The 12,781-nt window shown below is 55.2% G+C and carries 10 protein-coding genes and 1 tRNA gene; 5 read left to right on the forward strand and 6 right to left on the reverse strand.

The features are described from left to right. Positions 1 to 136: 136 nt before the first annotated feature. From dppA to SK50_RS00205, 5 genes are all read right to left on the reverse strand, one after another. Positions 137 to 1,744, reverse strand: coding sequence for a dipeptide ABC transporter periplasmic-binding protein DppA (gene dppA / locus SK50_RS00185; RefSeq protein ID WP_048228954.1), 1,608 nt, complete (start codon positions 1,742 to 1,744; stop codon positions 137 to 139). 621 nt (positions 1,745 to 2,365) lie between these two features. Beyond that, positions 2,366 to 2,442, reverse strand: a tRNA-Pro gene (locus SK50_RS00190). 91 nt (positions 2,443 to 2,533) lie between these two features. Continuing rightward, the gene (eptB, locus tag SK50_RS00195) at positions 2,534 to 4,228 is read right to left on the reverse strand and encodes a kdo(2)-lipid A phosphoethanolamine 7''-transferase (RefSeq protein ID WP_017383570.1); all 1,695 of its coding nucleotides are present in this window, start codon (positions 4,226 to 4,228) and stop codon (positions 2,534 to 2,536) included. 238 nt (positions 4,229 to 4,466) lie between these two features. Continuing rightward, a complete protein-coding gene (locus tag SK50_RS00200) occupies positions 4,467 to 5,669 on the reverse strand; it encodes an L-lactate MFS transporter (RefSeq protein WP_045329429.1) in 1,203 nt (400 codons plus the stop codon). 238 nt (positions 5,670 to 5,907) lie between these two features. Further along, the gene (locus SK50_RS00205) at positions 5,908 to 6,450 is read right to left on the reverse strand and encodes a hypothetical protein (protein WP_015569983.1); all 543 of its coding nucleotides are present in this window, start codon (positions 6,448 to 6,450) and stop codon (positions 5,908 to 5,910) included. A gap of 160 nt (positions 6,451 to 6,610) precedes the next feature. Between SK50_RS00205 and tag the strand changes: the two genes are divergently transcribed. Next, positions 6,611 to 7,192, forward strand: a complete 582-nt coding sequence (gene tag, locus SK50_RS00210) for a DNA-3-methyladenine glycosylase I (protein WP_045343854.1) — start codon at positions 6,611 to 6,613, stop codon at positions 7,190 to 7,192. Continuing rightward, positions 7,170 to 7,610: an N-acetyltransferase gene (locus tag SK50_RS00215; RefSeq protein ID WP_015569985.1), complete on the forward strand. Its 441-nt coding sequence runs from the start codon at positions 7,170 to 7,172 to the stop codon at positions 7,608 to 7,610. The genes tag and SK50_RS00215 overlap by 23 nt, the downstream gene beginning before the upstream one ends. On the opposite strand, the gene SK50_RS00220 is transcribed toward SK50_RS00215, so the two are convergent. Next, complete coding sequence (locus SK50_RS00220) at positions 7,579 to 9,948, reverse strand: molybdopterin guanine dinucleotide-containing S/N-oxide reductase (RefSeq protein WP_044488942.1); 2,370 nt, start codon at positions 9,946 to 9,948, stop codon at positions 7,579 to 7,581. The two genes, SK50_RS00215 and SK50_RS00220, sit on opposite strands and share 32 nt — an antisense overlap. A gap of 122 nt (positions 9,949 to 10,070) precedes the next feature. Between SK50_RS00220 and SK50_RS00225 the strand changes: the two genes are divergently transcribed. The 3 genes from SK50_RS00225 to SK50_RS00235 all read left to right on the forward strand — a co-directional run bounded on the left by SK50_RS00225 (position 10,071) and on the right by SK50_RS00235 (position 12,781). Further along, complete coding sequence (locus SK50_RS00225; RefSeq protein ID WP_015569987.1) at positions 10,071 to 10,733, forward strand: OmpA family lipoprotein; 663 nt, start codon at positions 10,071 to 10,073, stop codon at positions 10,731 to 10,733. Positions 10,734 to 10,912: 179 nt separating this feature from the next. Further along, on the forward strand, positions 10,913 to 11,929 hold the full coding sequence (locus tag SK50_RS00230; protein WP_015569988.1) for a LacI family DNA-binding transcriptional regulator: 1,017 nt from the start codon (positions 10,913 to 10,915) through the stop codon (positions 11,927 to 11,929). 102 nt (positions 11,930 to 12,031) lie between these two features. Beyond that, the gene (locus SK50_RS00235) at positions 12,032 to 12,781 is read left to right on the forward strand and encodes a sugar phosphate isomerase/epimerase family protein (protein WP_033486944.1); all 750 of its coding nucleotides are present in this window, start codon (positions 12,032 to 12,034) and stop codon (positions 12,779 to 12,781) included.

Genomic DNA, 12,781 nt, shown 5'->3' on the forward strand with positions numbered 1-12,781 from the left:
CGCCCAGTGGCGTGACGTCTGTATTGCTCACAAATGTAAATTCCCTCTCCCTGTGGGAGAGGGTTAGGATGAGGGGATGCATGCACGCCCCTCACCCCTGCCCTCTCCCACAGGGAGAGGGAGAACACCCTACTTATTATTCAACAGATACGTTTTCGAAGTGGTGTTTGCCCAGTGGATCAACCACGTAGCCCTTCACTTCTTTACGCACTGGCTCGTACACGGTGGAGTGAGCAACAATCAGCGCCGGGGCCTGATCGTGCATAACAACCTGCGCTTGCTTGTACAGTTCAATACGTTTGTTGTGATCGTCGGTCGCACGCGCCGGCTGGATCAGGTCTTCAAACGGCTTGTAGCACCAGCGAGAGTAGTTAGAACCGTCTTTCGCTGCCGCACAGCTGAACAGGGTCGCGAAGAAGTTGTCCGGATCCCCGTTGTCGCCGGTCCAGCCCATCATGACCGCCTGGTGTTCGCCCGCTTTGGCGCGCTTCAGGTACTCGCCCCACTCGTAGGTCACAATCTTGGCCTGTACGCCAATCTTCGCCCAGTCAGCCTGAACCATTTCCGCCATACGACGTGCGTTCGGGTTGTAAGGACGCTGTACCGGCATCGCCCACAGCTCGACGGTGAAGCCTTTGTCCTGGCCCGCTTCTTTCAGCAGCGCTTTCGCTTTCTCAGGATCGTAGGTGTAGTCCTTAATGTCGTCGTTATAGCCCCACATGGTTGGTGGGATCAGGTTCTTGGCCGCAACGCCCGCGCCCTGGTAAACGGCTTTGATGATCGCTTCTTTGTTCACCGCGTAAGTCAGCGCCTGGCGCACTTTCACGTCATCGAACGGTTTCTTCTCGGTGTTGAAGGAGAGATAACCCACGTTCAGGCCCGCCTGCTCCAGCAGGTTGATATTTTTGTCCTGCTTCATGCGCGCGATGTCAGCCGGGTTTGGATACGGCATCACCTGACATTCGTTTTTCTGCAATTTTGCGTAACGCACGGATGCGTCAGGCGTGATGGAGAAGACCAGACGGTCGATCTGCGGCTTGGCGCCCCAGTAGCCCGGGAAGGCTTTATACAGAATACGGGAATCTTTCTGGTACTGAAGCAGCTGGAACGGGCCGGTACCGATTGGGTTCAGGTCCACTTTTTCCGGCGTGCCGGCTTTCAGCATGTTGTCCGCGTACTCTTTAGAGAGAATCGAGGCGAAGTCCATCGCCAGGTCAGCCAGGAATGGCGCTTCCGGACGCGTCAGCACAAACTGAACGGTTTTATCGTCCACTTTTTTCACTTCAGCGATCAGGTCTGGCAGACCCATCCCTTCGAAGTATTCATAGCTGCCGCCAGACACTTTATGGTACGGGTTCTGGGCATTTTTCTGACGGTCGAAGGAGAACACAACGTCGTCGGCGTTAAAGTCGCGCGTAGGTTTAAATTCTTTGCTGTCCTGCCACTTCACGCCCTGGCGCAGGTGGAAGGTATAGGTTTTACCGTCTTCGCTGACATCCCACTTTTCAGCCAGGCCAGGAATTACTTCCGTGGTGCCGGTTTTAAATTCAACCAGACGGTTATAGATCGGTACAGAGCTTGCGTCGTAAGTCGTACCAGAGGTAAAGAGCTGTGGGTTAAAGCCTTCCGGAGAGCCTTCAGAACAGTAAACCAGGGTTTTTGCCTGTACGCTTGCTGCAACGGTCATGGCCACCAGGCTCAGACCAAGCTTCAGCATCCCTGACTTCTTCAAGGAAATACTCATTATTGTGCTCCAATGTGATGTTTTGCTTTGTTGTGTTACGCCGCCTGACCTTTATTTATTTTTTACCCGGTCCGGTCGGTGATGCCCGAAGGCGTTAAAAGGGATAGAGAATCCTTTCAGAAGAGCGTTTGAGTTGCAGCGCAGATCCTCCCTGAAATGCCCCTCGTGCCCTACAATCTGTCAACAGAATGTGAAAACGTCAATACAGGTGGCGGGGATTTACGTGGAGTGTGAGAAACCGCAAACAAAGATTAAAAAAACCCTGACTGTGAGTTTTCAGCAGAGAAATTTATGCTACTCGCCATGATGCAGCACAATTATCTTCATATTTCGCAACACTCAGTGATTAAGTTTTATTCAGAATGGGTAAATTTTCTTACAGAATGATGATTATCTGAGCACTAAATACCGCGAACGTTAAAACGCACAGCGAAAAATGCTGAGGTTATCCATAAGCAACGCGAAAAAAGATCAAACTATATATAAAAAAATACAATGGATTATGTCACAAAACCGCAAGCAGGCAGGGGGAAGCAGGGCTAAGGGGTATTTTGAGGACTCGTGCGGGGTAACGCGTTAATGCAAAAAGGGCTAACCTTGCGGTTAGCCCTTTTTAGAATGTGGTCGGCGAGAGAGGATTCGAACCTCCGACCCACTGGTCCCAAACCAGTTGCGCTACCAAGCTGCGCTACTCGCCGAATGCGGAGCGCATCTTACTGCTGAGGTGCGCCCCCGTCAATCCCTTATTTTCAAAAAGCCATTCAACTGGCGATATTCTCGCCAGACCAGCTACTGCGCGGCTTTTGTGGTGTTATCAGGGAGTTTACACCAGTTGTTGTTTTCGTTAATCCCACCGTTCGGTGAGGTATAGCCGAGACAACCCATAATGGTGTCGTACAGCTCAACGTGACGGCGCGGTACCTTGATCTCTGCCTGCTGTTTCAGATGGGCAAACATTTTGGCTTTGTCCGGGTTTTCCAGGTACTTATCCGACATCCACATGATCATCGGCACGCGGAACTGCTCAGGCGGGGCCAGCTTACGCGGCGTGCCGTGTAAATGCTCTTTCTCGTTGATGGACTCGCCGTGGTCGGCCGCGTAAATCACAATCGCTTTCTTATCGCGAAGCTGGTCGATCACCCGGCTGAGGAAGGTATCCACATACAGAATCGAGTTATCATAGGCATTGATCAGCTCCTGCTTGCTACAGTTCTTGTTAATGCCGACGCACTCAGGCGTCCATTTGGCGAAATCGCGCGTGTAACGCTGATAGTAGCTGTAGTGTGAACCTTTGGTATGCAGAACAATAAGGTGCTTACCCTGCGGATGGTTTTTCAGCGACTGTTCCATCTCAGAGAGCAGCAGCATATCATCAACGTTCTTTCCGCGGTTACGCGGCTCGGCGCCAATCTGCTCGCGGTAGGCGATGTTATCCGCCATGGTGTTGGTGTAGAACCACATCTCACTTTGCATGGCGAACAGATCGGAGCTAAATCCAAGCTGCTTCAGAACAGCAAACACGTTTTGCTCTTTGAGAGTGCGCTGAGGATTATCACTCGCACCGCCCTCACGAACAAACATACAGCGCAACGAAAGCTTCGTGGCGGTATCGCAGGAGTAGCCGCGGTATGCCACCAGGTTCTTTTCCTGCGCCAGTTTCGGGGTGGTATCGCGGTCATAACCGAGAATACCCATATGATCCCAGCGCGTCGTTTCTCCGATAACGAAGACCACGTAAGTATCATCCAGTCCGTCAGCCGGAGCCTGGTAGGTGAACTTTTTGGTCGGGTTAATCAGCGATTTCACATCGCTGGATTCGTCCGCCTGAGCCCAGGCATAGAGACCTAACGCCGACAGCCAGTTAGACGGCAGATACGAATTAGCCACCACGCCGCCGTAGCTTGGCATATCTACGCCTGTCGCTTTTTCGATCCGCTTTTGCTGTTTTTCCATCAGGCGAATAGGCGCCCATACCAGCAGACCCGCCAGAAGAACGACGGCGACGTTGCGGATGCGTTGCCCACGGGTACGCAGCTGGCGTAACAGGGTATAGCGACAGGTATTACTCCAGATAAAGAAGAGCGGGATCAGGCAGGTCAAAATCGTCCACATGATGAACCCTTGCCCCACCACCTCTTTCGAGAGGTCGATGTCCGTGGTCATCACCGAGGCCACAATACCGTAGCCAATGACCACATTCATGAATGTCATGTAATAGCTTGCGGCGGCAGAGATAATCACCACCAGCGAGGCCAGAACCTGCCATGTACGTCTGCCAAAAAGCGAGAGCAGACGTAGCAGGAAGAAGGTTGCCAGAATTGAGCCAAACACTTCAATCGCGGCGAAAATCCCGTTTCTTACGGTGAGGTGTTCAAAATAACCTTCCACTCTTCTGAACAGCACCGCGCCATTCAGAAACAAACCGATATAGACAGCCAGCATCAGACACAATCTTTGCTGGGTAAGAGACCTGATATATTTCATGCAAACAACCCTGGGGGAAGGGGTATAAAGACCCGCCGAATCTCATTGAGAAAGCAGACAGAGTAAGTAGATGCGAGATAAACCGTTATCAGAAACGTCTACAAGCGCGATAAGTAGACCACAGCGAGGAAGAAAAGTGGCAGCAGAGAATGTGAATCGATGAAAATTTTTACAAAATAACAAGTCCGGAAGTGATATTGCGATAAAAAAAGAGGCCCTGCGGCCCCTTTTTATCGAATCATGCATGCGCTTCTTTATAGACCTCGCGCTGCGGCTGACGAATCGTGGTGGACAGCGCCAGTGAAATAATCAGCAAGGCAAATATCACGCAGAATGTCACGTAGAAGCCACCAAACAGCGAGGCAATCAGCGATCCGCAAATACTGCCGATACCGAAGCCGAGATAAATCACACCGTAGTTTTTCGCCAGATTGTTCAGCCCGAAGAACTCGCTCACCAGCGACGGGAAGACGGTAATGGTACCGCCAAAGTTAAAGGCTACGCAGGCTATCGCCGCAAAGAATGTCGCTTCGTTCAGCGGTGCAAACAGCAGCGCCGCCATGCCCACCAGAGAGATGACCTGCCCCAGCGTAATCACGCGGATGCGGGCGATTTTGTCAGACAGGATACCCAGTACCAGACGACCCGAGAGGTTAGCGATGGAGATGACCGTTACCGCGTTCGCCGCCGTCGCCGCGTCCAGTTTCACCATTCCCTGCGCGATATCTTTCGCCACGCCGATGACATACAGACCGCTCATGCAGGCCGTCAGGAACATCACCGCCAGCATCCAGTACTGCGGTTTACGCATGGACTGTGCAAGGGTGAAATCATTCTCCACCACACCGTTAACGGTTTTCACTTCCTGCTGCGGCGCGTCTTTCATCAGCGTTGCGCCGAAGAGGATCATCACCAGCACAATCACGCCCCAGATCATAAAGGTTTTCTCAAGCCCCACCGAGGTCAGCAGATGCGCATCGATGAATTTGAAGCCAAGGCTGCCCAGGCCATATGAACCAATGGCAAACGCGGAGATAAGCCCTTTACGCTCCGGGAACCACTTCACGCAGTTAGACAGCGTCAGCAGGTAACCTGCGCCGTCCGCCAGCCCCACCAGCACCCCGGCGCTCAGCCACAGCATCATCAGGTTGTCGGAATATGCCGTCAGGAAGAAGCCCACGCCCAGCAAGATCCCGGAGGCCATGGTTACACGCTTCACGCCGAAGCGCTCCTGAAGTTTGCCCGCCACGGAAGAGGAAATTGCTAACCCAAGACTCAGCAAGCCGAAGGAGAACGCCACCTGGCTTATCGGCGCGCCGATCTTATCAGACAGGGCGCTGTTAAACAGGCTCCAGGTATAGACCGATCCCAGTGCGAACTGGGTAACGATGGTGCCGAATAGCGTCAGCCAACGCGTGCGGTTATAAGTTGATGTGTTCATGGCAGTGTCCTGCAAGATAAATTAAGGAAATTCGCTGAGGACACGATAAACAAAACCCCATAACACCAGGGGTAAAACGGCATGAAATGCAGGAGAAACGGAATGAAATGCCTGGAAGCGGGAATGAATGACCTTGCCGGAGAAGAAAAAGCTCAAAGGTGAGCGATCACTATCGCTACAGTCCCTGCCGTTATTGTATTAAATATGTTACCGCAGCGTTTAAAAAAGTGACAACCCTTTAAAATTTGGCGCTCAATCCCAGCGTATATAAATATTCTTCTTCAGTTTGCTGGTTATAGCTGATCTTCGCCCAGGGGTGTAAATCACCATACTGCGTATCGACACGCCACCCCAATGAGTTCACGCTGGCATGCCAGAGTGGATCGGTAAGCGACTGCGTGGTGGTTGTATCCTCAAACGCATTCACTGGTGCGGAGGGAGCGCCATCAGTGCGCCACGCCATTACGGGCCCGGTGGTGAAATGTCCCGCCACGGGAAAATTCCAGCCAACGCTCAGAACGGTTTCCGCATCTGAACCGGATGGGTCGTTCAGGGTAAACCCCGCAGCATTCTGCGTGCGGTTAATACGCTCCGCGAGAATATCTTCATAACGAGGTTGGTGATCGGCGTCCCATGTATAGCGTTCCATCGTATTACTTTGAGCATCTGAAACGATATATTCCTGTTGCCACGCAAAAGCGGTGTTACAAAAAAGCAGGCAGACTGAAACACCCACCAGGCCAGAAGCAGCATGGCGACCACTGATTTTTTTTATCATCATCAAAGCGACTCCAGAAAGAGCCGAGTTCGGCGATATATGTCATTGTTCGAAGAGGTATTAGGGCGTATAGCCCTGTATTAACTATTGTCTCTTTAGCAGACACGTCAAGCCGGGCAGATTGAAATTTTTGCGTTTACCGTATCAGGAAGGGAGATGACCTATGCAACGTTGCGGCTGGGTAAGCCAGGATCAGCTTTATATCGATTATCACGACAAGGAATGGGGCGTACCGGAAACCGACGGTAAAAAACTGTTTGAAATGATTTGCCTTGAAGGCCAGCAGGCCGGACTGTCGTGGATCACCGTTCTGAAAAAGCGTGAGAACTATCGCAAAGCCTTCCACCAGTTCGATCCGGCTGCGGTTGCCGCCATGACCGACGACGACGTGGAAAGGCTGGTTCTGGATACCGGTATCATCCGCCATCGCGGTAAAATTCAGGCCATTATTGGTAACGCGCGTGCTTATCTGGCGATGGAGCAAAACGGCGAACCCTTCTCAGCATTCGTCTGGTCGTTTGTGGATAACGAGCCGAAGGTGACGCAGGCCGCCACGCTTGCAGAGATCCCAACGTCGACCCCCGCCTCAGATGCCCTGTCGAAAGCGCTGAAAAAACGCGGCTTTAAGTTTGTGGGCACCACCATCTGTTACTCCTTTATGCAGGCCTGCGGGCTGATCAATGACCACATTACGGGCTGCTTCTGCCATCCGGAGGGCCACCATGATCCGCAAATGGCAAAGTGAGGACACTGCTCCGCTTTTGAGTCTGTGGCTGGAGAGCACCACCGAGGCGCATCCGTTTATCGACGCAAGTTACTGGCAAGCGAATGAAGCGGTAGTGCGGGATGAATACCTTCCCGCCGCCGAGACCTGGGTCTGGGAAGAAAACGGTACCCTGTGCGGTTTTATCAGCGTCATGCAGTTCCAGTTCGTGGGGGCGTTGTTTATCGCCCCGGCGTTCATCGGAAAGGGGATCGGGCGTGCGCTGCTGAACCACGTTCAGCAGCACTATCCGTATTTAACTCTGGAGGTGTATCAGAAAAACGTGCGGGCGGTGAATTTCTATCATGCTCAGGGTTTTCGCATCGAAGACAGCGCCTGGCAGGATGATACCCAACACCCGACGTGGATCATGAGCTGGCAGGCGGATCAAACGCCGTAAGGGTAAGCGCCGGCCCCTCATATTTCTCCACCCATGCCAGCGCCGTATTCCCCGCGCAGCCATTCCCCAGCTTCGAGCTGGGGAGATCTTTGGTCAGCACGTTTACGGCGCCGTTCTTACAAATACCGCCCTCGTCCAGCGCCAGATCCGGCCATGCGCCCTGATGAATGCAGAAAACGCCAGGGCGGATCCCGTCACTCACCACGGCGCCTGCCAGCACCTGCCCGCGCGCGTTCCAGACCCGAACGAGGTCGCCGTGGTTAATCCCCCGCGCCTTTGCGTCATCGCTGTTCAGCGCAATCGGCTCACGACCCGCCACCGCATACTGCTCGCGCAAAGCCGAATAGTTGAGCTGGCTGTGCAGACGATGGGCGGGATGGGCAGACAGCAGCTGAAGCTGCCCCGGCTGCGCATTGCCATGCCATTCGTCCGGCTCCAGCCACGCCGGATGTGGCGGACAGTCCGCGTAGCCAAAGCTGGCGATGCGTTCGCTGTAGATCACAATCTTCCCGCTTTCGGTTTTTAGCGGGTGATTCTCCGGATCGCGACGGAAGTCAGCAAAGCGCACAAACCGCGCGTTCTGCTCGCTTTCCGGCATTTCGAAGAGTTGATTCGCCTCCCAGAACTCAGCGAATGGCGGCAGCGTCACGCCCTGCGCAGCCCCGCGCTGGCTGGCAATCTGGTAAAACGTTTCCAGCCATTGCAGATCGGTTTTGCCCTCGGTGAAACGCTCCCGACCGCCTGCTTCCCACATTTCACTCAGGTCGGCAAAGACATCAAAATCATCCCGCGCTTCATCCCGGGGAGCCACGACGCGCTTCATCGGCACCATATGCTGATTACTGTAATCCCCCGTCATGGTGAGATCGTTACGCTCGAACGAGGTCGTGGCGGGCAAAACGATATCGGCATGTTTCGCTGACGCGGTCCAGAAGCACTCCGAGATCACCACCAGCTCCGGTTTCTGCCAGGCGCGGATCAGGCGGTTAGTATCCTGGTGATGGGTGAAGTTGGCCCCACCCGCCCACCAGACAAACTTAATATCCGGGAAATGCCGATCCTGGCCGTTGTGCTGATAAAACCCGCCTGGGTTCTCCAGGGCTTCAACAATGCGTGCCACCGGAATTTTATCTACCGCGTCCACGCCACCCTGCACTGAGCCCTGCATGGAGGCCAGCACCGCGGCTTTTCGCGTCGGGTTGCCGCCGTTAGCAAAGTGATAGGAAAGCCCAAAACCGCCGCCGGGTGTGCCAATCTGCCCGAGCATCGCGGCGAGCGTCACCAGCATCCAGTGCTTCTGCTCGCCAAACTGCTGGCGCTGCATCCCCCAGCCGGACATGAGCATCGTGACACGGCTATGGAATAACGTCGCCAGTTCGCGGATTTTAACGGCATCAACGCCACAAATCGCCGCAGCCCACTCTGCGGTTTTGGCGATACCGTCGGTTTGTCCCGTCAGGTAGTCGGCAAATTTATCGAAGCCCGTGGTGCAGCGCGCCAGAAATTCCGTATCGTGCCAGCCGTTCTCCACCAGGGTGTGGGCGATGCCCAGCATCATCGCCACGTCGGTGCCCATATGCGGCGCGATCCACTCGGCGCTGTCGCCGAAGAAATCCAGCGTTTCAGAACGCATCGGATCGATACAGATGATGCGCTTGCCGCTTTTGCGCAGCGCATCAAAGTAGGAAACGCCCTGCTCGTCGGACGCATTCCAGGCAATTTTCAGGGTATTGAGCGGGTTGGCGCTCCAGAGCACCACCACCTCCGCATGCTCCAGCACCAGCGGCCAGCTGGTCTGCTGCTGATAAACCTCATTCCCGCCCACGACATACGGCATGATTGCCTGCGCCGCGCCGGTCGAGTAATCGCCCAGATGGCCGGTGTATCCTCCGGCCAGGCTCATATAGCGTTGCAGCAGGGTTGCGGCCTTATGCAGCACGCCGTTCGAGCGCCAGCCATAGGAGCCGGCAAAAATGGACGACGGGCCATAGCTGTCGCGAATGCGTTTATGCTGGGTATGGATCAGCGCCAGCGCGTCGTCCCAGCTCACGCGTACGAACTCATCCTGCCCACGAATACCCTGCGGCTTATCCGGTGACGCCAGAAAGCCTTTACGCACCATCGGCCAGCGGACGCGGGTTTTACTGTGTACCTGATCGCGAACGACGGTCTGTAAAGAGTTGAGATGGCGCGAAGGCAAAGCCCCGCGAGACGACAGCACAGTGTCGCCATCGGTTTCGACCAGCATCGGCCCCCAGTGGGCGGCGGTCAGAATGGTTTTTGTTGAGGTGCTCAAAGCGTGCGCTCCTGGTTGCGTGCAGGTGTTTCGGCCTTTCATTGAGGCAGTTTATCGTTTGTGACAAATTTCAGAGTTATACACTGAATTTTCTCCGTATCCGGACGTCATAATCCACTGCCACGTCCATCGTGGCAAAGAATAAAAAGGATTAAGGAAATAAGATGAAAAAACGCGTACTCGTTATTGCCGCTCTGGTGAGCGGCGCACTGGCTGTTTCTGGCTGCACAACCAACCCTTACACCGGTGAACGCGAAGCGGGCAAATCCGGCATTGGCGCGGGTATTGGTTCCCTGGTGGGCGCTGGCGTTGGCGCACTCTCCTCCTCCAAGAAAGATCGCGGCAAAGGTGCGCTGATTGGCGCAGCGGCAGGCGCAGCCCTGGGCGGCGGCGTGGGTTATTACATGGACGTGCAGGAAGCAAAACTGCGTGACAAAATGAAAGGTACGGGCGTGAGCGTGACGCGCAGCGGTGACAACATCATCCTGAACATGCCAAACAACGTGACCTTTGACAGCAGCAGCGCGACGCTGAAACCCGCAGGCGCAAACACCCTGACCGGCGTGGCCGCAGTGCTGAAAGAGTACAATAAAACTGCCGTGAACGTGATTGGCTACACCGACAGCACCGGCAGCCAGGATCTGAACATGCGTCTGTCCCAGCAGCGCGCCGATTCCGTGGCCAGCTCGCTGATCGCCCAGGGCGTAGAAGCGAACCGCATCCGCACCAGCGGCATGGGTCCGGCTAACCCGATCGCCAGCAACAGCACGGCGGAAGGCAAAGCGCAGAACCGCCGCGTTGAGATTACGTTAAGCCCGGTGCAGTAGTTAAAAGCAAAACGGCAACCCCGTTGCCGTTTTTAGTGTTTGCGCCCTCTCCCGTGGGAGAGGGTTGGGGTGAGGACATCAGACCGCAACCTCCGGTAAGCGCAGCGCCACCCGGTAAATTGCTTGATTCGCCAGATTTTCCCGCTAAGGTATTCTCACTAAATTCAGGGAAATCAGCGATGATCAAACCAACCCGGGCCACCATCAGCGACGTGGCGAAAGCCGCCAAAACCGGTAAAACCAGCATTTCACGCTACCTCAACGGCGAGAAACACCTGCTTTCCGATGCGCTGCTGGCACGAATCGAACAGGCCATTGCCGATCTCGACTACCGTCCCAGCCTGATGGCGCGCGGCCTCAAGCGGGGCCGCACCCGTCTGATTGGCCTCATCATCGCCGATATCACCAACCCCTACTCCGTAAACGTCCTCAGCGGCATCGAAGCGGCGTGCCGTGAGAAAGGCTTTACCCCGCTGGTCTGTAACACCAATAACGAGGTTGATCAGGAGCTGCATTACCTCGATCTGCTGCGCAGCTATCAGGTGGAAGGGATTGTGGTGAATGCCGTCGGGATGCGAGAAGAGGGGCTAAATCGTCTGCAACAATCGTCTCTGCCAATGGTGCTTATTGACCGAAAAATCCCGGAATTTGCCTGCGATGTAGTCGGGCTGGATAACACCCAGGCGGCTACCACCGCCACTGAGCACCTGATTGAACAGGGCTTCGAAGCCATTTTATTCCTGAGCGAACCGCTGGGCATGGTTAACACCCGCCGCGACCGCCTGGCTGCATTTCGTGCCACACTGGCGCGATATCCCGGCGTGATCGCCGAGAATGCCGAAATCCCCCTGCATGAAGCCGGGCAGCTGGATAATACCCTGCGCCAGTTCCATACCCGCCATCGGGGTATGCGCAAGGCGGTGATCTCCGCGAACGGGGCGCTGACGCTTCAGGTTGCCCGCTCGCTTAAACGCATTGGCCTGCACTGGGGCAGCGACATCGGCTTACTTGGCTTTGATGAACTGGAGTGGGCAGAACTGGCTGGCGTAGGCATCACCACCCTCAAACAACCCACCTGGCAGATCGGCTATGCCGCGGTTGAACAAGTGGTTCGCCGCATTGAAGGCACCCGCGACGCCGTACGCGAGCAGGTTTTTTCCGGCGAACTGATCGTTCGCGGCTCTACTGCCCGTTAATTTCCCCTTCGTGACAGCGATCATAAATTCAGCATCCCGATCTTTTCTTTGGAACCGGTTCCATCTAGCGTAATACTATCGATTACGCTCTGGAGTCAGGAAATGAGCAGGAAAATTATGGTGGTCACCGCCGCGTATGGTGCGGATCAGGTGCGACAGGCAGGCGGTCAACGGGCAATGCTTCCCGTTATTGCCGGCGCAGGAGCTGATGGCGTTGAAATCCGCCGCGAGCTCTTCAGCAACGACGAGTTAATGGCCCTGCCTGCGCTCGGCGAGTCCATTGAACTGCTGGGTTTACTGGCGTGCTACTCCGCCCCGGCCCCCCTGTTTATGCCCGATGGCACCCTCAACACGGATCTCCCGCGCTACCTTAGCGAAGCCAGCGCCCTGAACGCGCTGTGGCTTAAAGTCTCGCTGGGTCATTTCAGCGACAAACAGCCGCTTGAAGCCCTGCGCGCACTGCTGGATGAAAGCGGCATGACGCTGGTGGTGGAAAACGACCAGACCGACTGCGGGCAGCTCGCGCCGATGCAGCGCTTCAAAGCCGCCTGCCGGGTAATGGCGCTGCCGGTCACGCTGACGTTCGATATGGGCAACTGGCTGTGGGTTGGCGACTCCCCGGAAGAGGCTGCACGTCAACTGGCTCCCGCCGTGAGCTATATTCATGTGAAGTCCGCAGTCCCGCATAAGGCGCAGTTCCGCGCCGTCGCGCCGGATCAGACCGATTCTCGCTGGCGGGATCTGCTTAATCAGCTCCCTGCCGATGCGCCACGCGGTATCGAATTTCCGCTGGAAGGGACGGATCTCACCGCCGTCACCCGCCATTACGTCAACCTGCTGCGCGAGGAGTAA

It is taken from the genome of Enterobacter sp. BWH64 (assembly GCF_001037645.1).
GTDB lineage: Bacteria > Pseudomonadota > Gammaproteobacteria > Enterobacterales > Enterobacteriaceae > Enterobacter > Enterobacter hormaechei_C.

Coding starts and splice junctions, on each gene's coding strand:
- eptB (WP_017383570.1), bottom strand. CDS start 4,228: ATGAAATATATCAGGTCTCTTACCCAGCAAAGATTGTGTCTGATGCTG.
- SK50_RS00200 (WP_045329429.1), bottom strand. CDS start 5,669: ATGAACACATCAACTTATAACCGCACGCGTTGGCTGACGCTATTCGGC.
- SK50_RS00205 (WP_015569983.1), bottom strand. CDS start 6,450: ATGATGATAAAAAAAATCAGTGGTCGCCATGCTGCTTCTGGCCTGGTG.
- dppA (WP_048228954.1), bottom strand. CDS start 1,744: ATGAGTATTTCCTTGAAGAAGTCAGGGATGCTGAAGCTTGGTCTGAGC.
- SK50_RS00220 (WP_044488942.1), bottom strand. CDS start 9,948: ATGAAAGGCCGAAACACCTGCACGCAACCAGGAGCGCACGCTTTGAGC.
- SK50_RS00235 (WP_033486944.1), top strand. CDS start 12,032: ATGAGCAGGAAAATTATGGTGGTCACCGCCGCGTATGGTGCGGATCAG.
- tag (WP_045343854.1), top strand. CDS start 6,611: ATGCAACGTTGCGGCTGGGTAAGCCAGGATCAGCTTTATATCGATTAT.
- SK50_RS00225 (WP_015569987.1), top strand. CDS start 10,071: ATGAAAAAACGCGTACTCGTTATTGCCGCTCTGGTGAGCGGCGCACTG.
- SK50_RS00230 (WP_015569988.1), top strand. CDS start 10,913: ATGATCAAACCAACCCGGGCCACCATCAGCGACGTGGCGAAAGCCGCC.
- SK50_RS00215 (WP_015569985.1), top strand. CDS start 7,170: ATGATCCGCAAATGGCAAAGTGAGGACACTGCTCCGCTTTTGAGTCTG.